This is a genomic window from Microbulbifer regidiadema (SeqCode) (assembly GCF_052467605.1).
Genome location: NZ_CP174316.1, coordinates 4,390,750 through 4,411,956, shown reverse-complemented (window position 1 = coordinate 4,411,956; position 21,207 = coordinate 4,390,750). Strand labels below are relative to the sequence as shown.

The following is a 21,207-nucleotide window of genomic DNA, read 5'->3' as shown; positions in this document are numbered from 1 at the left end:
GCACCCCGGCAAAAGAAAGCTGCCGGGGCGCTTCACTCACAAATCTTTAACCCGAAAACCCGCAGAGCGGGCATGAGCTTCCAACCCCTCTCCGAGAGCGAGAGTGCGCGCTACGCGCCCCAAGGCATCCGCACCTTTTGCCGAACAGTGAATCACCGAGCTGCGCTTCTGGAAATCGTAAACTCCCAATGGAGAGGAGAAGCGGGCTGTGCCACTGGTGGGGAGAACGTGATTGGGACCGGCACAGTAATCACCCAGAGCCTCGGCCGTATAGCGCCCGAGGAAAATCGCCCCGGCATTGCGGATTTTTGGCAGGTAGGCCTCTGGAGTAGCAACAGAGACCTCCAGGTGCTCCGGGGCAATCCGGTTAGAGATTTCTATCGCCTCCTGTACGGACGCCACCTGGATCAAGGCCCCGCGATCAGCGAGAGAGCGAGCGGCGATATCGGCTCGGGGCAGTTCGGCCAGGAGCCGCTGTAGCGAAGCCTCAACCCGATCGAGATACTCCGCATCCGGGCACAGCAAAATAGACTGGGCCTGCTCATCGTGCTCAGCCTGAGAAAGCAGGTCCATCGCGATCCAGTCGGGCTCGGTTTGCCCATCGCAAATCACCAGGATCTCAGAGGGGCCCGCGATCATATCGATAGCGACATGGCCAAAAACAGCGCGCTTGGCGCTGGCGACAAAAATATTGCCCGGCCCCACAATTTTATCGACTGCGGGAATAGATTCGGTACCGTAGGCTAGCGCCGCTACCGCCTGGGCACCACCAATGGTAAAGACCCGGTCCACTCCGGCAATTGCCGCCGCCGCCAATACCAGGTCGCTCAGCGCCCCTTGCGGCGCTGGAACCACCATATTAACGGCATCCACTCCAGCCACCTTCGCTGGAATTGCATTCATAAGCACAGAAGAGGGGTAACTCGCCTTACCCCCGGGCACATAAATACCGACACTTTGCATCGGGGTAATTTGCTGCCCCAATACCGTTCCATCGGCCTCTGTATAATGCCAGGACTCCTGCCGCTGGTGCTCGTGGTAGCGCTTAACACGATCAGCGGCAACTTCCAGGGCCTCGCGCTCTTCAGCGCCAATGCGCTTCAGAGCCGCAGTCAGCTCAGTAGCCGGAAGAATAAAGTCATTCGCACTTGCAAGGTCTCGGTGGTCGAATCGATTGGTAAACTCGATAACAGCCTTATCGCCCTGGGTCCGCACCCGCTGCAATATCTCAGCAACGGTGCTTTCGACCTCCTGGTTCGCCACTGCTTCCCAAGCGAGTAACTGCTTCAACTGCCCATCGAAATCTATATCGACTGTATTTAGCCGGCGAATTATTTTGTTCGTCATAACACTTCAGAGGTCTACTTGGTTTGTGCGACGGCTGCGGCCAGCTTTTCAATCAGACTGTTGATTGGTGCATATTTCATCTTCATGGCTGCTTTATTGACGATCAGCCGACTACTAATTTGCGCAATGGTCTCGCGAGCTTCGAGGCCATTGGCTTTTAGCGTATTGCCGCTATCCACAATATCCACGATCTCATCGGCCAGATTCATTAGCGGCGCGAGTTCCATAGCCCCATACAGCTTAATAATATCGACCTGACGCCCGATCGAGGCGTAATGCTTCTTGGCACTTTGCACAAACTTGGTAGCGACCTTGATGCGGCCACCGGGCAACTGCCCGCCTTTGATACCCGCTGTCATCAGGCGACAGCGGGCAATACCCAAGTCGAGGGGCTCATAAATACCCTCGGAGCTGTGCTCGAGTAACGTGTCTTTACCCGCTACACCGATATCAGCAGCACCGTGCTGCACATAAGTTGGCACATCCACACCCCGCAGGAGAAGAAGATGCACCCCTTCGCAATTGGTTGGAAATATCAACTTGCGACTCTTGCTGAGATCCTCAGCAGGCTCCAATCCCGCCGCCTTGAGAAGCGGCAAAGTCTCCTGAAGAATCCGCCCTTTTGTCAGTGCGATTGTAATTTGTGCAGTCATTATGATTTACGCCAGTCCATCATTGGCTCTAAAGGTTATTTGGCCCCAATCAGCCTGGGACACGCCGAATATTCGCGCCGAGCTGTCGCAGCTTCTCTTCAATACACTCGTAACCGCGATCAATATGGTAAATACGATCTACCAGAGTCGTGCCCTCCGCCACCATACCGGCAATAACCAGGCTCGCTGATGCGCGCAGGTCGGAGGCCATTACTGGGGCGCCTTTGAGCTGTTCCACTCCGGTGACAATCGCGGTATTACCCTCCAGAATGATATCCGCTCCCATTCGATTCAGTTCATGCACCTGGATCAGGCGATTCTCAAAGATTGTCTCGACTACCGTCCCCTTGCCTTCAGCCACAGCATTCATTGCGGTGAACTGCGACTGCATATCTGTGGGGAAAGCGGGATAAGGCGCCGTGCGGAAGCTTACCGCTTTGGGGCGGTTGCCCTTCATATCCAGCTCAATCCAATTGTCGCCACAACTGATATGGGCGCCAGCCTCTTCAAACTTGAGCATCACCGCATCGAGGATATCGGCGCGGGTATTGAGCAGGCGTACCTTGCCCCTCGCCGCAGCGGCGGCGGCCAGGAAGGTGCCGGTTTCAATACGGTCCGGCATAACGGTGAATCTGCAGGGGGTGAGTTTGGGCACACCGTGAACACGCAGGGTATCGGTGCCGACCCCTTCGATCTGAGCCCCCATCGCAATCAGGAATTCAGCCAAATCGACGATTTCTGGCTCGCGAGCGGCGTTGTGCAGCGTTGTCGTTCCCTCGGCCAGTACTGCGGCCATCAGCAGGTTTTCAGTGCCGCCAACCGTCACTTTTTCCATGACAATATTGGCACCCTTGAGACGACCATTGGAGCGGGCCCGGATAAAACCGCCGTCGATGGTGATCTCAGCCCCCATAGCCTCCAGGCCTTTAAGGTGAATATCGACCGGTCGACTGCCAATTGCACAGCCACCGGGGAAGGAAACATTTGCCACACCATGCCTGGCCAACAGGGGCCCCAGGACCAGAATTGAGGCCCGCATGGTCTTAACCAGCTCGTAGGGGGCGGTCAGGTCATTGACTGAGCGGGGATCAATTTCAACACCCAGCTTTTCATCAATAGTGACTTCACACCCCATACACCGGAGCAGGGTAATCATGGTGGTAATATCATTGAGATGCGGCAAATTATCGATTTGCACAGGCCCATCAGCTAACAAAGCAGCAGCCAATATCGGCAGGGCTGAATTCTTCGCACCGGAAATCCGCAGAGTCCCGGAAATTGGGCTGCCACCCTCTATTATCAACTTATCCATTCGATCTCTTATCTAGATCGCCAACACCTCAGCGGCAATGGCAGGTTAACGACTGGCTTCTTCTGGAGTCAGAGTCTGCATTTGCACGGCATGCAAGGTGCCATCGGCGATCTTTTCACCGAGAGCGGCATAGACAAGCTGTTGTTTTTTTAAACGACTCAGACCTTCAAAGGTACTGCTCACCACAGTCACCATCAGGTGACTACCTTCGAAAGCCACTTCAACAGTGCTATCGGGGATTTGCCCTGTGATCAGGGACTTGATTTCGTCTGGTTGCATAGGAGGGAATTGCGATTAGTTAAAAACAGCTCGCAAGTGTACTTGAATCAAGCGGAGTGCGCAGCTGCGCACTCCAAAGTTCGCGGATCAGCTCACTTTATTCGCCGCATCGTCTGCCGCCGACCAATTGGAAATCACCTTGTCGATGTCTCCATAGGTCTGCATTGACTGCGAGAACTGGCTGCGGAAAGTCTTACCTAAGTTGACCCCATTCAGAATGACATTAATCAACTTCCACTGGCCCGCCCGATTGCGCACCAAGGTATAGGAAACTTTTGTTACCCCCTCTTTACTGCGAACCTCTTGCAGCACGTTGACACGATTACCCTGGGGCGTAGTACCGGGGTTAATCACATTCACGTCCAGGTCGCCAAAATTGACTACACCGCGCGCAAATGTTGCGACGAGATCCCGGCGGAAAGCGTGGGTAAAGCGAGAGCGCTGCTCAGCGGTTGCCTGCTTGGCATAGCGCCCCATCACGCCGCGAGCGATAAAATCGAAATCAACGACCGGGGTAAGTACCCCTTCAACAGCACTGTAGTATCTTTGCGGGTCTGAATTCGCATACTGGGCATTGGATCGAATCACCCCCAGCAGCTCATCGGACACCCCTTTAATCATAACGTATGGATTCTGGGCAGCATTGGCTGCAGGCACTACTGCAGATACAAAAACAACACAAAGCGCAAACCTAATCCATCGCGACAAACCGTACCGGCCAATCCAAAATGATACGTTCACAAATTATCTCCAGTTAGCAAATCATTCCTTGGACGCATATGGCGCAATTTAGTGCCATAGTTGTACCACATATCAATCCTCCCGCAGCCCAACCGAGACTGTGTCGATCATCCATTGAGTGACATAGCTGACAGCGGAGACGGCAAACTATACCATGACCGCATCGGGCAATGTGGCGGTGTACGAGTGTGTCATTTGGCACATTGGGAAGACATACTGACTTTTTCCACCGCTACCAGCCCGCTAATATAGATTAGCACGACAGCAAAAAGGCGGGCCCCTTTCAATTAATGGGCCCTTAAGACAGCAAATTATCCCCGCTGTCGCATAAGCTAACACTGAGATTGTCGCAGACTAGGCGAACCTTACTGTGACATATTAAAGAGCGCGAGAGTGATTCGAGGTAGTTGATGACACAAAATCTAATTTTGGAAGCCGGGCGCCGCACCGTCCGCATGGAAACTGAAGCGGTAGCAGCACTGGAAAACAGAATTAATGGCGAATTCCAGCGGGCCTGCGAAATGATTATGCAGTGTCGCGGCCGCACCATTGTTACCGGCATGGGTAAATCCGGGCATATTGGCCGCAAGATCGCTGCAACCCTTGCCAGCACGGGAACCCCGAGCTTCTTTGTTCACCCCGGTGAGGCCAGCCACGGCGATCTGGGCATGATCACCCGGGACGATGTTGTTATCGCTATATCCAACTCCGGCTCCTCCGCCGAAGTCCTCACCCTGCTCCCCCTGCTAAAACGCCTGGGCATCCCGCTGATTAGCATGGCGGGGAAAACTGACTCTCCCCTGGCACAAGCTGCGGAAGTCAACCTGGATATTTCCGTAGCCACAGAGGCCTGCCCACTCAACTTGGCACCCACCTCTTCAACAACCGTAACCCTCGTGATGGGTGACGCACTGGCAGTTGCCCTGCTTGAAGCCCGCGGCTTTACCGCCGAAGATTTTGCCTTTTCCCACCCCGGTGGCGCCCTCGGACGCAGACTCCTGCTGAAGGTCGAGGATGTGATGCACGCTGGTGACGAATTACCCCAGGTAAATCCAGAAACCCCACTAGCAAAAGCCCTGCTGGAAATGACGAGCAAAGGGTTCGGTATGACAACCATCGTCAACAGCGACGGTGAACTGCTCGGAGTCTTTACCGATGGAGATTTGCGCCGGGTCATCGACCAAAAAGTCGAACTCGATAAAGCAATTATGGAAGAAGTAATGAGCCGTCGTCCCAAAACGGTTTCCACTGACACCCTTGCCGCTGAATCTCTACGAATTATGGAAGATTACAAAATCACCGCATTAGTCGTGGAAGATAAGGCGCACCACCCAGTTGGCCTGCTCCATATGCACGATATTCTGCGCGCCGGCGTTATCTGAGATAATAGCGAGCAATTATTTATGATGAGCGGGCCATGCCCGCCCCCACAGGTAAAGAGAGATTACCCCGGTGATATCCGAACAAAAGATAAATGACTCCTTGAAAAATATCCGCTGGCTTGTTCTGGACGTAGACGGCGTCCTGACCGATGGCAAGCTCTATTTTGACAATAATGGCAATGAGCTTAAAACGTTTAACACCCTGGACGGGCACGGCATAAAAATGCTGCAAAACTCCGGAGTTCGCGTGGCAATTATTACCGGCCGGCGCAGCAATGTAGTAGAGCGCCGCGCACACGATCTGGGTATTAATAAGCTAATCCAGGGTCGCGAAGACAAGTTTGCCGCCCTACAGGAGCTGCTCGCTGAAGAGTCTTGCCGACTGGAAGATATTGCCTACGTCGGCGATGACTATCCCGACCTTCTGGTGATGACCAAAATCGGCTGCCCTATTGCGCCACCCAATGCGGCCCCACCGGTGCGCGAGCGAGCCCTGTGGATCACCGGTGCACGCGGCGGTGAAGGCGCCGTGCGCGAGGTCTGCGACCGCATTATGATTGCCCAGGGGACCTTTGACGCGGCACTCGCCCCCTATATCGGAGAAAAGTAATGCGCTCCTGGCTGCCTCTCGTACTGGTCACTCTACTTATCAGTGCCGGACTCTGGTTTTCCGAGAGTCCGCCAGAGCAACTCCTGGGCAAAAGGCCCACCCCGCAACAGCAAGACCGCGCTGCGGACTTGATTATCAAGGGGGCGGAGACCCGCCACTTTGACCAGACGGGCAATCTGGCTTACCGCGTGGACGCAGAAGAGATCACCTACTTTCAGTTCAAGCGCCGGGACCGGGCTAACCTGAAAGAACCGCGCATGCTGTTCTATACCGACGACACCGCCAAATGGGCAACCCGCTCCAAGCGCGGCACCGCCTTCAACCGCGGGAAGCGCATCGTGCTCAATGGCGATGTACAGATTGATGAACTCCCCACCCCGGATGGCGTCAAATTAGAGACATCGCGAATCACAATCTTCCCCAACAGGGAATTCGCCGAGACTGACAAAGTTGTTATTATTAGCTCCGGCCCCAATCGCACCGAAGGTAAGGGGCTGCGCGCCTACCTGAAAGAAAACCGGATGGAAATCCTGTCCGATGTAAAGAGCAGCTATGACACCCAATAACCGCCACTTTTCGCCCCTCAAGGCCCTTATCGCGATTGCACTGGCAGCAATTACTGCTGCTGCGCAGGCATTGCCCGATGACCGGACCCAGAAAATCTCTGTGGGCTCAGACTCCATGTCGGCCGACCGCGCCAACCACCTGGTGGTTTACAGTGACAATGTAGTCATCACCCAGGGCTCCCTGCAAATCAGGGCAGACCGCGTCGAAGTGCACTTTACCGAAAGTGATGAAATCAGCCGGGTGGTAGCCGTGGGCCGCCCAGCACACTTCCAGCAAAAGATTTTAGAGAGCCAGGAACCCGTCAAGGCCCGCGCTGATCGCATAGAATACGCCATCAGCTCCGAAGAGTTACAGCTTATCGGCGAAGCTTATATCGATCGGGATGGCAACACCCTGACTGCTGAAAAAATTGACTACGACCTCGCGACGGAACAAATGAGCGCCCGCAGCCAGCCGGGCCAGGGCAGAGTTGAGATGATCTGGAAGCCTGAAAGCAGCGAGACCAGCGAACCCGCCGACACCAACGCCAGCCAGTAATCCAGCCAGACTCCAATGCCGGTAACCAGCGCTATTTACAATGATGTAATCCGCAGCCATATAGCGCTGCGGTCAGATTTCAGGATTCACTATGCCAACGCTACAAGCGTTACACCTCGCTAAACAATATAAGAAAAGAAAAGTTGTTCAAGATGTCTCTGTCAGCGTATCCAGTGGGCAGGTTGTCGGCCTGCTGGGCCCCAATGGAGCCGGGAAGACAACCTGCTTTTATATGATTGCAGGGCTGGTGCAGGCTGACGCCGGGCAAGTCCTAATTGATAGCGAAGATATTACCCGCCTCTCCATGCACGGTCGCGCCCGCAAGGGTATCGGCTACCTGCCCCAGGAGGCCTCTGTTTTTCGACGTCTGTCGGTACGCGACAATATTCTCGCAATCCTTGAGACCCGCAAGGGGCTCAATCGGGCGGAGCGCGAAAAACAGGCCAGGGAGCTGCTCGAAGAGTTCAATATTACCCATATCGAAAACAGCCTCGGCATGGCCCTGTCTGGCGGAGAGCGGCGCCGGGTAGAAATTGCCCGCGCCCTGGCTACAGACCCGAGCTTTGTACTACTCGATGAACCTTTTGCCGGGGTCGACCCCATCTCGGTAAACGATATCAAATACATCATCCGCCACTTGCGGGACAGGGGTATCGGGGTATTAATCACAGACCACAATGTGAGGGAAACCCTGGATATCTGCGAAACCGCCTATATCGTCAGCGAGGGCCATATTATTGCCTCAGGCACACCGGATGACGTCCTGGCCAACCAGCAAGTCCGCGAGGTGTATTTGGGACACGAGTTCACCATTTAATGGCAAATGATGACAAGTATAACAAAATACCCCAAATGCCGAGAATTTCATCATAGTTTATGGGTGAATTAGCCCCTCCCCTAACGGCTATCGGCACGCTTATTGCTTGTAATAGTTAGGGGGCCGGGGTAGTCTGCGCCATCTCGGGTTAACTTTGATAGACCCATTGTCGCACTGGCCTGCAACTCTAAACTATGAAGCAGTCTCTCCAGCTCAAGCTCGGCACACAGCTAACCATGACCCCACAGTTGCAGCAGGCAATACGCCTCCTGCAACTCTCCACGTTGGATTTACAGCAGGAAGTCCAGGCAGCCCTCGACGGCAATCCCATGCTGGAAGTTGAGAGCGAAGATTTGACCCCAGCGGCAAATACGGAAAAAAACGCTCAGCAAGAACTACCATCCAGTACGGGAGAGGATTTAACCTCCACCGCGAGCGAGGAAAAAGAGCTTGGCGATGCCGACTGGAATCAGGATATTCCAGCAGAGCTGCCCGTTGATACCCAGTGGGACGATATTTACAGCAGCTACAGCGCCCCAACCGAGGGCGAAGACCCCAACTTTGAGCGCAACACCGCGATCGACACACTGCAAGACCACTTGCGCTGGCAATTAAACCTCACCACCCTGTCCAGCCACGACAAGCGAATTGGCGAGCATCTTATTGACGCCATCAGCCCCAACGGCCTGCTCAATACCACAGTTAACGATGTTGCCACCTCTCTGCAGATCGAAGAGGATGAGGTGGTTGCCGTCCTTAAAGCCGTGCAACAATTCGAGCCGGCCGGCTGCGGAGCCCGAAACCTGCAAGAGTGCCTGCTGCTACAACTACAGCAACTGCCTGTGGGGACCCCCTGGCTAAAAGAGGCGCAGACCATTATTGAGCGCCACCTGGAACTGCTCGGAAAACGGGACTTCAGGCAGCTCAGTCGGCGCACACGCCTCACTGAAGCCCAGCTCGGCGAGGTCATCCGCCTTATTCAGACGCTCACCCCCAACCCGGGGGAAGAGTTTAGCGGCGAGCAGCCCGCCTATGTTATTCCCGACATTATTGTGTCGCGCAAGGAACAGCGCTGGCTGGTCGAACTGAACCCCGAAATCACCCCCAAGATCCGTATCAATGGCCACTACGCCTCACTGGTAAAGCGAGCGGACAACTCGCGGGAGAACAACTTCTTGCGGGATCACCTACAAGAGGCCCGCTGGTTTCTGAAAAGCCTGCAGAGCCGCCACGACACCCTGCTGAAGGTCGCCACTTCGATTGTGGACAAGCAGCAGGGTTTTTTTGAGGAGGGCCCCGAGGCGATGAGACCCATGGTTCTGGCGGATATTGCTGAAACCATCGGCATGCACGAATCCACGATATCCCGGGTCACTACCCAGAAGTACATGCTGACCCCGCGCGGAGTCTTCGAACTCAAATACTTCTTCTCCAGCCACGTCAGCACCGACTCCGGCGAAGACGCCTCATCCACGGCGATTAGGGCCCTTATTCGCAAACTTATCGATACCGAAGTCCCCAGAAAGCCGCTGTCCGACAACAAAATCACCCAAGAATTGGATAAACAGGGGATTAAGGTTGCACGTCGAACGGTAGCGAAATACCGCGAATCCATGGGTATCCCCTCGTCAAGTGAGCGGAAACGGCTCGTTTAGCCTCCCCCCCCAGAACCGCCAACCACCCTGACCCCAAAACAGCGGCCAGTCACAAACCTCTGGCGCCCCTACCGCCCCGCCTGTAACCAAAACCCAAAATTTGAGTGTATCCTTCCATTCTGGCCCACTTCCTAGTAGGGTTGCGACCCGTTAGGGGGTGAGCGCCGACTTGTGATGCACCTTTAAGGAGAAATCCATGCAGATCAATATTAGTGGCCACCACGTCGACGTTACCTCACCTATGCGCAGCTACTGCGAAACCAAAATGGAGAAGCTGTCCAGGCACTACGACAATATCACCAATGCGCAAGTTATTTTATCTGTCGAAAAGCTGATCCAAAAAGCTGAGGCGACCGTACATATTAATGGTCACGATCTCTGCGCTGGATCTGAAGACAGGGATATGTACGCGGCAATTGATGCGCTCACCGATAAGCTGGACCGCCAACTGAAAAAACACAAAGAGAAGTTGCAGAACCATCGCTGAACTATGACACTGGAAGCATTACTCTCTCCCCGCCTCAGTCTTTGCCACCTGGCGGGGAGTAGCAAAAAAAAGCTCTTGCTCAATATTGCCCAGGCCATCGCCGAACAATATCCCCAACACGATTCCGATACAGTTTTTAACCAGCTGATCGCCCGTGAGCGCCTGGGCTCCACCGGAATTGGTGACGGCGTCGCCATTCCCCATTGCAGACTGCCCGGCTGTGAAAGCCCCATCGGGGTTCTCTGCACCACCGAACCCGCCATTGATTTTGACTCTGTGGATCGCCAGCCTGTCGACTTGCTGTTTACGCTTCTGGTCCCCGAAGATGCCGAACAGGAACACCTGGATACACTGGCAGAAATCGCCGCCCTGTTTTCCGACAGCCTGGTAAGGGATAAGCTGAGACAGGCACAGAGCAGTGATGAACTCTACGCCCTGGCAATTGATAGCACCGCAGCCGCCTGAGAGCGGTCCGGTAACTGGCACTCAACGCTGAAATTTGCCCCGGTGCCCAGGCAGTACAATAAGCGAAATAATAAAGACTTGAGTAAAGAGGAGGGGTCCCCATGCGCTTGGTGATTATTAGTGGCCGCTCCGGCTCGGGTAAAAGCTCTGCCCTACAGCTGTTGGAGGATGTCGGCTTCAACTGCATCGACAACCTGCCCACCAGCCTACTCCCAGAACTGGTTAAGCGGGTCAGGGCGCAGCCACCGAAAGAAAATACCCCGCTAGCCCTGGGGGTCGATGCCCGCAACCTCTGGCAGGACATCAGGCAAGCTCCCGGCGTTATTGAATCCCTGCGCCAAAGCGGGGTTCAGTGCGATGTGATTTACCTGGATGCGCGGGAACCCGTATTGGTACAGCGATTCAGCGAGACCCGGCGCAAACACCCCCTCAGCAACGATTGCACCCACCTGTTGGAGGCCCTCAACCAGGAAAAAGAGCTGCTCACCCCCATCTCCACCGTTGCGGATATGGTGATTGACACCAGCTCCCTGAGCCTGCACCAGCTGCGCGAACTGATAAAAAACCGCGTGGTGGGCGAACAATCCAGCAGTATGGCGATCCTATTCCAGTCCTTCGGGTTTAAGCACGGGGTGCCGGTGGATGCGGATCTGATTTTTGACCTGCGCTGCCTGCCCAACCCCTACTGGGAACCGAGCTTAAGGGAAAAAACCGGTAGGGATATCGAAGTCGCAACCTTCCTGCGCTCACACCCAGAGACGCTAAAGATGGAGGCCGATATCACCAGCTTCCTGGAAAACTGGCTGCCCTCTTACCAAAAAAGTAATCGCAGCTACACCTGTATCTCTATCGGTTGTACCGGAGGGCGGCACCGATCCGTCTATATGGTTGAGCAGCTGGTAAAAAAGTTTTCCAAAGAATTCGCCAACGTTCAGATTCGTCATCGGGAACAGCAAAAGTAGGCTTTTATCGATCAGCGCCATGCAGAAACAGCAACTGACCATCATCAATAAACTCGGCTTGCACGCCCGCGCCGCCAGTAAATTTGCGCAGACCGCCTCCCGCTTCTGCTCCACCATCAAAGTGCACTGTCAGGGCAAAGCCGTAGATGGCAAAAGCGTAATGGCACTGATGTTACTCGCCGCCGGCAAGGGCACAGAGCTGGGACTGGAGGTAGAGGGGGCCGATGAATCTGCCGCCCTGGAAGCCATCAGCTCACTCATCTCCAATCGTTTCGGCGAAGCGGAATAGAGGCCGGTATACTATTGCCAAACCGAGGCCCACTCACAAACACTAAATCGTTGAGCTTTTACACTACCTCCCATTTTCACCACTAGCAGTAAGGACTTTTTGTGCCCAGCTCTCCCCAAGCCGAAATCAAGTTCCGCGCACAGAATCAGCTGGGTGAGCTGTATGCCGCGCTAGATAGCGGCACGGGGCAAGAAGTCCGGCGCATGCTCAAAACCCTGACCCCACAGAGCATCGCCCAATTACTGGAGAGCTCCCCACCGCGTATTCGCCAGGTACTTTGGAACCTTGTCGATCGGCAAACAGAGGGTGAGGTTCTACAGGAGCTCACCGACGATGTGCGCAGCCAGATCCTCGCCACCATGGATACGGAGGAAATGGTGGCGGTGATGGAGGGCCTCGATGCCGACGACATCGCCGATATACTGCAACAACTGCCAGAGCGAGTCGTCGCCGAAGTACTCTCGTCGATGACGGAAACCGACCGCCTCCGGGTCGAAAGTGTCCTCGCCTACGATGAGAGCACGGCCGGCGGCTTGATGGATACCGACACCATCTCCGTCCGCCCCAACCTTACACTGGATGTGGTGCTTCGCTACTTGAGGCGCCATGAACAGTTGCCGGAGTCTACCGACAGCCTGTTTGTTGTTAACCGCAGAGGCCAATATATCGGCCTGTTACCGCTGTCCAAGATTCTCACCACAGATCCATCGGTAACTGTTCGCGAAGTGGTCAATACCGATGTGGAACCCATACCCGCAGATATGCCCGACACCGAAGTGGCGCGACTGTTTGAAAAATATGATTGGATTACCGCGCCGGTAGTCGATGAGGACAACCGCCTGCTGGGACGAATCACCATTGATGATGTGGTCGACGTCATCCGCGAAGATGCCGACCACTCCCTGATGAGCCTCGCAGGCCTCGACGAGGAAGAGGATACCTTCGCCCCAGTAGGGCGCACCGCGCGGCGGCGAGCCGTTTGGCTGGGTATTAACCTACTCACGGCACTTCTCGCCTCCTGGGTGATCAGTCTGTTCCAGAATACCCTCGACAAGGTGGTCGCCCTGGCAGTGCTAATGCCTATTGTCGCCAGTATGGGGGGCGTGGCTGGCAGTCAAACGCTCACCGTGGTCATTCGCGGCATGGCCCTCGGCCAGATTGGCCGCAGCAACTTGAGCTGGCTGCTCTCCCGTGAACTGGGCTCGGCGGCACTCAACGCCCTGCTGTGGGCTCTGGCGATGGGACTGATCACGGCCATGTGGTTTGACGATATATGGATCGCCGTCATTATCGTCGCCGCCATGGTCATCAACCTATTAACCGCTGCGCTCGCCGGGGCCATACTGCCCGTTGCGTTGCGCGCTATGAAAATTGATCCCGCCCTGGCCGGTGGTGTAGCACTGACTACAGTCACCGATGTAGTGGGCTTTATGTCTTTTCTGGGCTTGGCCACTTGGTACTTTAGCTGAGTAGCCTCTGAAGCAAACCCCCTTATTTACCGAAAGCGAACCGAAGATGTACGAATACGACGACTACGATGACGACCTGCCAAAAAGTAAAACTCAGGTCAAAAAGGAAATGCACGAACTCCAGGACCTGGGCAAGCAGCTGACCGAACTCTCCAAGGTCCAGCTGGCCCAAGTTCCTATCGACGAGGACCTACTGGAGGCCATCGAGACTCTGCACCGGATCAAATCCAACGAAGCGCGCCGGCGCCAGATGCAGTACATCGGCAAATTGATGCGCAGTGCCGACCAGGAGGCCATTGAAGCGGTACTAAACCGATTTAAAGAGCGAGACCAGCAACACCTGCGCTTCGATAAGATGGCCGAAGACTGGCGCAAACGCTTACTGGAAGAAGGCAATAGCGCCCAGGGTGAGTTTTTTAATCAGTACACCGGTATTGATCACCAACAGCTGCGCCAATTGATCAGAGATTCCCACCGGGAGATCAAAAATAATAAGCCGCCAACCAACCAGCGCAAACTCTTCCGCTATCTTCGCGACTTTTTTATTCAAGAAGCAGAATAAGATCTCGGGGGCGCTCAGTAGCAACCCGCTGCCAGCGCCCTAACCCTACTTAAACCTTGGGAGATTATGGTGTTTTCTTGTCTCCCGGTGCTGGGACAAAATCCAGGGCGAGGGAATTGAGACAATAGCGCAACCCGGTTGGCTCCGGACCATCTTTAAAGACATGCCCCAAGTGCTCCCCGCACCTTGACAACACCTCTGTGCGCTTCAGCCCCCAACTGTAGTCGTCCTTTAAAATAATATTTTGCGGGTAGGCCACGTCCCAGAAACTGGGCCAGCCAGTACCGGACTTATATTTTTGCTCAGAGCTAAAAACCGGTAACCGACAGCCCGCAGTGATATAAGTCCCTTTTTCTTTGTTGTACAGAAGCTGCCCGCTAAAGGCGCGCTCAGTCTCCTTTTCCCAAAGAATATTGTAGCGCTCCTGCGGCAGAATCTTCTTCCATACCGATTTGGGAATCCGCTCGAGATCAGTTCCCTCCGCAATATGCCTCTCGGCCTCGGCGACCGTCATAGTCTGATCGCGCTGCGGATCATCTGCCGCCGTACAGGCCGAAAGGGTAACGGCGGCGACAACTAGGGAAAGTGAATACCGTGCCATCTGCAATGCTCCTTTTACAGGGAATCAATGAGATGGCTTTTGCACTACGCCATTAAAGCTCAGGCCGCAGGTGGGCGCTGCTCGTCAGAACTCGCCTCAACCTGTGACTTGCTGTCCCCGTGCTCCAGGACCGCTCCCTGGCGTTTAGCGCCATCTCCATCAAACAGCTTCTCAAATCGCATTTGTGGGTCCGCCCAACCACCGCTGATACGGTAGCTCACGCTGGCAACCTTTTTAACCTGCTTTTTAAACGCCTTACTGATCAGGTAGACCCCCGCCGCTGCGGGCAAGCCCCCAGCCAGGGCGGCAACCAGAGCCAGATTGTTGCCTACCGGCAAGGTGGCTACTAAGGTCAAATCCAGATCTTCGCGGAGCAAGTTGACCCGCCCCGCCATTTGCAGCTCACTGGTAGGCCCCTCCACCTGGATTGGTACCGCAATAAGCAGCTGGCCATCGCCCTCAAAGACCACTTCACCGCGCACCCGATCAAAGGCCATACCGCTCTTGTAGAGATCGGAGAAATCAAGGCGCAGGCGCCGGGCCCAGGTATCAAAATTAAACAGTGACAACAGGCGCAATACGGTAGAGCCCGTGGCACCGGTTGAGCGCAGGAAGCGGCCATCGCGAATATCAATCTTAAGCTCCCCGGAGAGAAGGCTGCCCTTGGCCTGTGCCGGAGAACCCGCCCATCGAAAAGCGGTAGCAAAACTCGCGGACTTGCTCTCAATCAGCGGCTCATGCCCCATCTTGCGCTGGATATCTGCGAGGTCATCGGCCACCAGTCGGCCGCTAAATTGCGATGACTCCTGACCCTCGGCATCCCTCGCCCACACCAGCTCAGCGCCCAGTTCCTCACCCCGCTGACCCTGTCCTTCGAGGCGGAACCCCCTTACCGTACCGTGAATATCAGTCAGCACCAGGCGATCCGCCGATGATCTCACCTTAAATGACCAGGGGCCCAGTACCTCCTCACCGACTTGGAGGACTTCGGTGCTGAAGTCGATTTGCGGCACACTGGTAAAATCAAATCCGGCCAAGGGGTCTGAGACCACCTCTTCCACAAAGGGGTCCAGAGGAAATGCCTCAGTGTCAGGCTGCGGCTGTTTTTCAGGCATAGGGAGGCGCAGATGCGCGAGTTGCAAGCGCAGCGGTGCGCTGCCATCCAATACTCCCGTCAGATCCCCGGCCGCCATTTCACTATCAAATTTGAGGCTCCAGTCTGCCCCCACGCCCTCGCCGCTCACGTGGATATGCTCAATATCCACAGAGCCCAACTGCAACTGATCAGTACTGACATCCAGGCGTACCGGCAGCGGCGCGCCGGTAGTCTCGACATCCTCGGAGGGGGGAACTGCTGCGCCGGCAAGAGCTTTGTCAGTGTTCGGGAGCGCCGGCCCAGGGGATTGATAAATACCCAACAGCGACTTCCAGCGGGGGAGATCCACCGTGGAAATATCTCCGGTCACTGTCAGCGCCCGCTCGGAGGGCAGATTTGCCTCGGCATTCAAGCCGATTGCAGCGCGCTCCAAGGCTCCATCAATCAGCCAGAACTGGCCCTGCAAATGCTCGCCATAGTCCATATGGAACAAGCTGCCCTGCTCCCCAATCGGCACCCGCAATACGAAATGGGTTTCGGCCTCCGCCGCCTTGCCCAAAGGCTCAGGCAGGTTCACGGCCACACCGGTCAGGTTGGAGGTGAGTTCAAATACAGCCGCGTAGGGTACTTCCTCGGACTTGGCCGGAATGGTCACCAGGGCCTGGTAGTCCATTTCACCTTCCAGCCACTGCAACTCCGGCCGCGAGCTCCAGTCATACACCGATTCAACCCGTGCGCTGCCGTCGATAACCACCTGGGTATCCCGCGCATCCCCCTCGCCGAAATGGCGGATGCGCGCAGTCAGTGGCCGCCCCCACAGCTTGCCGGTCAGCCGGGTTCCCTCAAGGCCGGTGCTACTGTCGTACTTCACCCGGCCATTTAATGCCGTTGTATCCAGGCGCAGGCCTTCCAGTTGGAGACCACCGCGACTCAAATTCAGTTCGATCTGCTGCTTGGACATTACCGCTGCCCGCCCCAGAGGCAGTGTCAAAGAGACAGCGCCATCCAGCTGTCCGCTCAGGGCCCAATCATCAAAGGCGCTTCCCAGGTGATCCCTGAGCGGGGATTCACGCAACAGCCGCAGCCCATCGGCAGCGGGCCCAACCACATGGGTTTGCACATCCAGGCGCGAACCTCCGTTCGCCTGTGGGGTCACTGCAACCTGGATATCTCCCGCATCCATATTCCAAAGCTTGGCCTTATCGGCGTTGACCCGCACCCTGTCATCATCGAGCAATAAACGGCCATCCACATCCCTGACCCCGGGCCAACCACTGGCGTAATCCAGACTCGCACCAGAAAAGTCGAGCGCCAACTGGATAGTCCTGCGCTCGGGGTGACCCGCCAGGGCGCGGAAGGATTCATCCTCGCCATCCTGGCTATAACTGCTGCCGCGATAGATAAAGGCCGCACTCTCAACGCGCCCCCGATTATTGGCGCCCAGGCCGGTTTTCAGCCATTTGCGCAAATCATCACTGACTACAAAGGGCACCAGCTCTTCCTGGACAAGTACCTGCGTATCTTTCAATGACAGGGAAAGCACCAAATCCGCCGGTCGCGTCTGGGCGTGAAAAGGTAGCGACAGCATAAACTGGCCACCGACTCGACCGAGCTCCCCCTCCAACTTCAGTGGCCCCGACAGAACACTGACCTGGTTTTCCGCCTTATCGACATCCCAGGCGATGGTGCCGCCGGCCTGCTCAAACCCAAAGGCGTTTTTATACAGGTTGGGGAAGTGCGCACCGAGAGGAGTCCCATCGAGTTCAACCCAACCGCTGGCACCCTCTACTTGCAGGTATCCGCTCAACTGATTAATCGCCGGAGCTCCCCGAAACGCCTCCACGGCAATATCGTTCAAGTTGGCACTGATCTCTAACTGTCGCCCCGCACCCGCTCGCAGGCGTACACTGTACAGCTGGCCTCGGGGTTTTAGCGCACGCAACCACTCATCGGCAGCCCCCTCGAGCAGTGACAAGCGATTTAAAATACCGCTCCAACCAGCGAGGTCGACCACATCGGCCATCAGGGCCAGTCCCTCTCGATCGCTGTGAACCTGCAAATTGAGCGGTGGCATTTGCAGGCTCTGCCAATCGATTTCAATATCCTGCAGCGCTAAACGCCAGTACTCTCCCGGCAACCAGCGCCCCGACAAGTCTCCAGAGAAGGCGCGCAGCGGGGCTAGGATATGCCCCTCGATATCCCCGCTTTTCTGTATATCGGCCAGGCTCTCAACCTGGGCCAAGTCCACTTGTCCCACAATGCGATACCCGCTGGCGGCATCGCTGTGCAGCCACAGGCGGCCATCTGCCCACTTCCTGCCCCGCCAGTGAAAACGATCGGGCAGCGGTGTCAGCTCATGGAGCAAACTGACAATATCCTCATCGAGCAGCAGCTCATTGAGCTGCATATAGCCGCGCAGGGAAAAGTGCTCTTTATCTTTGGGGTTGCCGCGCCCCTCCAATACGAGCCGCAGGGTCTCCTCATCAACCTGACGGCTCTCCCCTTCACGGGAAATAAATGCCCTTGCGGTCAAGCGGTGGAGACTCCCACTATTTTCCAATTGAATTTCCGGCAGATTGATTTCAGCCAGCTGCTCATCGGGCAGGCGGACCGTAATAGCGGCATCGCTGATTTGGATTTTGGGGCTCAACTGAAACAGGCGGGCCGGATCTGCCGCTTTGGCATTGGGCGCCGTACTGCCTTCCAGTTTTAGCGGGACATCGGGAAAACCCTGTAGGTGCCAGAGGCCGTTTTCATCGCGACTGAGCCCGGCGGAAAACTTGTGCATTTGCAGGTCTTTCCACACCAGCTCCCGGTGCCAGAGGCTGGAAAGCAGATCCAGTTGGAATAGGCCGTGCCCCATACCCAACTCGCCATTCTCCCCCAAGCGCAGCCCATCCAGCTGTAGAGCTACCTCTAGGGCCTCCCAGCGCAGGGAGATGCGATCCATCTGCACCGGGACACCCAGCTGCCCGGACAGCCAGCGACTAATCTGCGGGCGATAATTCTCCACTTGTGGCGAAAGCAGTCGGCCCGTCTGCACGATAATGGCCAGTGCGATCACCAGGCTTACCGACAGCAGCCAGAATTTTCTTGCAATCCAGCGTATTACCGCCATCGCTATAGCCTCACCACCGTGCAGATATGGGCCCAGTGCCGACAACAGACACTCGGCCCCTGCGGGCGGGTGAATAGAGGATTACACAAGAACAATGTCATACTGCTCCTGGTTGTATATAGGCTCTACCTGGAACTGAATAGGCCGGTCGATAAACTCTTCGAGATCGGCGACATTGGCCGACTCTTCATCGAGCAAGAGATCTATCACCACCTGACTGGCCAGCACCATAATTTTTTCACTATCGTAAGAGCGCGCCTCGCGAATGATCTCGCGGAAAATCTCGAAGCAAACCGTCTCTGCACTTTTTAGGGTTCCCCGCCCGCAACAGACCGAGCAGGGTTCACATAAAATCTGCCCCAGGGACTCCCGGGTCCGCTTGCGGGTCATTTCCACCAAGCCCAGCTCGGAAACCCCGGTGATACTGGATTTGGCATGGTCCCGCTCCAGGGTCTTCTCCAGCGTGCGCAGGACTTGCCGCTGGTGTTCCGGATCTTTCATATCGATAAAATCAATAATGATAATCCCGCCTAAATTCCTCAAACGCAACTGGCGGGCAATGGCTGTCGCAGCCTCCAGGTTGGTCTTGAAGATAGTCTCTTCCAGGTTGCGATGGCCAACAAAAGCACCGGTGTTGACATCAATGGTGCTCATCGCCTCTGTCTGCTCTACGATCAGGTAGCCACCGGACTTCAGGGTTACTTTATTGTGCAGTGCCCGCCTTATTTCCTCTTCGACACCGTATAAGTCAAACAGCGGGCGCTCACCGGGATAGTGCTCCAGGCGTCCGGCTATTTCCGGTGCGTATTTACTGGCAAACTCCGCCGCGCGACCATGAGCCTCACGGGAGTCTATACGAATCTTTTCCGTATAAGGGCGCGCGAGATCACGCAGTGCACGCATAAATAGCGGCAGATCCTCATAAATCACCGAGGGCACAGGGCGCTCTCTGATACGCCCCTCCAGCTCGCCCCACAGTTTGTACAGGAATGGGATATCCCGCAGCAGTTCTTCCTCGCTCACTCCCTCGGCAACGGTGCGCAAAATAAAGCCCCCGTCGGCGGATAAACCGTCTTCGGCAAGGCGCAGAGAAGCCGCCTCAACCAACTGGCGCAAGCGCTCGCGCTCACTCTCGTCTTCGATGCGGTTGGAGATACCGATATGGCGGGTCTGCGGCATATACACTAAGTAGCGGGCGGAAACCGAGAGATGCGTAGTCAGGCGGGCCCCCTTGCTGCTGATCGGGTCTTTCACCACCTGCACAACCAGTGACTGCCCCTCCCGGACTAAAGCGCGGATGTCTGCCACTTCGGCATCCCGCGCCTCCATACCTTCGTCGTCGAGGGGGGCAATATCCGAGGCGTGGATAAAGCCCGCGCGCTCGAGACCAATATCGACAAAAGCTGCCTGCATGCCGGGCAGTACACGAATCACTTTTCCCTTATAGATATTACCTACAATCCCGCGCCGCGCGCTGCGCTCCAGGTAGACCTCCTGAAGTACGCCATTTTCTACCAGGGCCACCCGGGTTTCGGTCGGCGCGACATTAATTAACAGCTCTTCGCTCAAGATTGGCCCTCCTGCCAATAGGGAATTCCCGCATGATCCAACATGGGGACCAGAGCTTCCAGCGGGAGCCCTACAACATTGCTATAACTACCACTCACAGCCTCAACCAAAGCGGCACCAAAACCCTGAATACCGTAACCACCAGCTTTGTCGGTGGGCTCTCCGGTATTCCAGTAGGCCTCTATTTGGGATTTGGATAAATGGCGAAATTTGACCCGGGTTTCTACCACCCGGCTAAACTGGCGCTCCTGCGAATGCAGGCATACTGCGGTGAACACCGAGTGCTCCACTCCCGACAGAGTCCGCATCATCGACTCAAAGTCAGGAAAATCTACCGGCTTTTCCAGCAGCGTCTCCCCCGCCACAACCACAGTATCCGCCCCCAGAGACCAGAGACCCTCAGGGCCACCGACAGCCCGAAAGCCCGCTGTGGCCTTGTCGTGGGCCAGGCGTTCTATGTACTCAATAGGGCCTTCTGCGGGCTGCTGCTGTTCTATAACAGCGGGGGATAACCGGGAGAAAGACACCCCAATTTGAGCTAATAGCTCGGCGCGGCGCGGCGAACCCGAAGCCAAAAGAAGCCGATTGTCAGAAGCACTTTTTGTCACTCTAATACATATTCCCTGTGGACCAGCGGCTGATTATAGCGGCACTGTTCGAAAATTAATCAATTTTTTACACTGATTTAC

Annotated in this window: 21 protein-coding genes; 12 read left to right on the top strand and 9 right to left on the bottom strand. The window is 55.7% G+C overall.

From position 1 onward, the window contains the following. Positions 1-36: 36 nt before the first annotated feature. The 5 genes from hisD to ACJJIF_RS19915 form a co-directional block, all read right to left on the bottom strand. Complete coding sequence (gene hisD, locus ACJJIF_RS19935) at positions 37-1,347, bottom strand: histidinol dehydrogenase (RefSeq protein WP_444930012.1); 1,311 nt, start codon at positions 1,345-1,347, stop codon at positions 37-39. 14 nt (positions 1,348-1,361) lie between these two features. Beyond that, a complete protein-coding gene (hisG, locus tag ACJJIF_RS19930) occupies positions 1,362-2,000 on the bottom strand; it encodes an ATP phosphoribosyltransferase (protein ID WP_444930011.1) in 639 nt (212 codons plus the stop codon). 49 nt (positions 2,001-2,049) lie between these two features. Further along, positions 2,050-3,312 carry a UDP-N-acetylglucosamine 1-carboxyvinyltransferase gene (murA, locus tag ACJJIF_RS19925; protein WP_444930010.1) on the bottom strand — a complete coding sequence of 421 codons (1,263 nt, stop codon included), beginning with the start codon at positions 3,310-3,312 and terminating at the stop codon, positions 2,050-2,052. A gap of 45 nt (positions 3,313-3,357) precedes the next feature. Beyond that, the gene (locus ACJJIF_RS19920) at positions 3,358-3,591 is read right to left on the bottom strand and encodes a BolA family protein (RefSeq protein ID WP_444930009.1); all 234 of its coding nucleotides are present in this window, start codon (positions 3,589-3,591) and stop codon (positions 3,358-3,360) included. An 87-nt stretch (positions 3,592-3,678) separates the two neighbouring features. Then, entirely contained in the window at positions 3,679-4,212 is a 534-nt protein-coding gene (locus ACJJIF_RS19915) for an MlaC/ttg2D family ABC transporter substrate-binding protein (RefSeq protein ID WP_444930008.1), read from the bottom strand. Between the two features lie 530 nt (positions 4,213-4,742). Here ACJJIF_RS19915 and ACJJIF_RS19910 point away from each other — a divergent pair. From ACJJIF_RS19910 to yjgA, 12 genes are all read left to right on the top strand, one after another. After that, entirely contained in the window at positions 4,743-5,714 is a 972-nt protein-coding gene (locus tag ACJJIF_RS19910; RefSeq protein ID WP_444930007.1) for a KpsF/GutQ family sugar-phosphate isomerase, read from the top strand. Between the two features lie 73 nt (positions 5,715-5,787). Continuing rightward, the gene (locus ACJJIF_RS19905; RefSeq protein ID WP_444932387.1) at positions 5,788-6,324 is read left to right on the top strand and encodes a KdsC family phosphatase; all 537 of its coding nucleotides are present in this window, start codon (positions 5,788-5,790) and stop codon (positions 6,322-6,324) included. Next, positions 6,324-6,890 (top strand): LPS export ABC transporter periplasmic protein LptC, encoded by a 567-nt coding sequence (gene lptC / locus ACJJIF_RS19900; protein WP_444930006.1) that lies wholly within the window; start codon positions 6,324-6,326, stop codon positions 6,888-6,890. The genes ACJJIF_RS19905 and lptC overlap by 1 nt, the downstream gene beginning before the upstream one ends. Beyond that, entirely contained in the window at positions 6,877-7,428 is a 552-nt protein-coding gene (lptA, locus tag ACJJIF_RS19895; RefSeq protein ID WP_444930005.1) for a lipopolysaccharide transport periplasmic protein LptA, read from the top strand. The genes lptC and lptA overlap by 14 nt, the downstream gene beginning before the upstream one ends. A gap of 91 nt (positions 7,429-7,519) precedes the next feature. Beyond that, entirely contained in the window at positions 7,520-8,245 is a 726-nt protein-coding gene (lptB, locus tag ACJJIF_RS19890) for an LPS export ABC transporter ATP-binding protein (RefSeq protein ID WP_444930004.1), read from the top strand. A 194-nt stretch (positions 8,246-8,439) separates the two neighbouring features. Further along, positions 8,440-9,900, top strand: coding sequence for an RNA polymerase factor sigma-54 (locus tag ACJJIF_RS19885; protein WP_444930003.1), 1,461 nt, complete (start codon positions 8,440-8,442; stop codon positions 9,898-9,900). A 196-nt stretch (positions 9,901-10,096) separates the two neighbouring features. Then, a complete protein-coding gene (gene hpf / locus ACJJIF_RS19880) occupies positions 10,097-10,387 on the top strand; it encodes a ribosome hibernation-promoting factor, HPF/YfiA family (protein ID WP_252465170.1) in 291 nt (96 codons plus the stop codon). A gap of 3 nt (positions 10,388-10,390) precedes the next feature. After that, the gene (gene ptsN / locus ACJJIF_RS19875) at positions 10,391-10,852 is read left to right on the top strand and encodes a PTS IIA-like nitrogen regulatory protein PtsN (RefSeq protein WP_444930002.1); all 462 of its coding nucleotides are present in this window, start codon (positions 10,391-10,393) and stop codon (positions 10,850-10,852) included. Positions 10,853-10,953: 101 nt separating this feature from the next. Further along, complete coding sequence (gene rapZ, locus ACJJIF_RS19870) at positions 10,954-11,814, top strand: RNase adapter RapZ (protein WP_444930001.1); 861 nt, start codon at positions 10,954-10,956, stop codon at positions 11,812-11,814. A gap of 19 nt (positions 11,815-11,833) precedes the next feature. Continuing rightward, positions 11,834-12,103 (top strand): HPr family phosphocarrier protein, encoded by a 270-nt coding sequence (locus tag ACJJIF_RS19865; protein ID WP_444930000.1) that lies wholly within the window; start codon positions 11,834-11,836, stop codon positions 12,101-12,103. Positions 12,104-12,204: 101 nt separating this feature from the next. Next, positions 12,205-13,572: a magnesium transporter gene (gene mgtE, locus ACJJIF_RS19860; RefSeq protein ID WP_444929999.1), complete on the top strand. Its 1,368-nt coding sequence runs from the start codon at positions 12,205-12,207 to the stop codon at positions 13,570-13,572. A 46-nt stretch (positions 13,573-13,618) separates the two neighbouring features. After that, positions 13,619-14,134: a ribosome biogenesis factor YjgA gene (gene yjgA / locus ACJJIF_RS19855; protein WP_444929998.1), complete on the top strand. Its 516-nt coding sequence runs from the start codon at positions 13,619-13,621 to the stop codon at positions 14,132-14,134. Between the two features lie 64 nt (positions 14,135-14,198). Here yjgA and msrB read toward each other — a convergent pair whose 3' ends face one another. The 4 genes from msrB to ACJJIF_RS19835 are packed head-to-tail and all read right to left on the bottom strand — an operon-like array spanning position 14,199 to position 21,126. Beyond that, positions 14,199-14,735, bottom strand: coding sequence for a peptide-methionine (R)-S-oxide reductase MsrB (gene msrB, locus ACJJIF_RS19850; protein WP_444929997.1), 537 nt, complete (start codon positions 14,733-14,735; stop codon positions 14,199-14,201). A gap of 59 nt (positions 14,736-14,794) precedes the next feature. Beyond that, the gene (locus ACJJIF_RS19845) at positions 14,795-18,994 is read right to left on the bottom strand and encodes a YhdP family protein (protein WP_444929996.1); all 4,200 of its coding nucleotides are present in this window, start codon (positions 18,992-18,994) and stop codon (positions 14,795-14,797) included. Between the two features lie 36 nt (positions 18,995-19,030). Continuing rightward, complete coding sequence (gene rng, locus ACJJIF_RS19840; protein WP_444929995.1) at positions 19,031-20,518, bottom strand: ribonuclease G; 1,488 nt, start codon at positions 20,516-20,518, stop codon at positions 19,031-19,033. After that, positions 20,515-21,126, bottom strand: coding sequence for a Maf family protein (locus ACJJIF_RS19835; protein ID WP_444929994.1), 612 nt, complete (start codon positions 21,124-21,126; stop codon positions 20,515-20,517). Before ACJJIF_RS19835 ends, rng begins: the two co-directional genes overlap by 4 nt. Between the last annotated feature and the right edge of the window lie 81 nt (positions 21,127-21,207).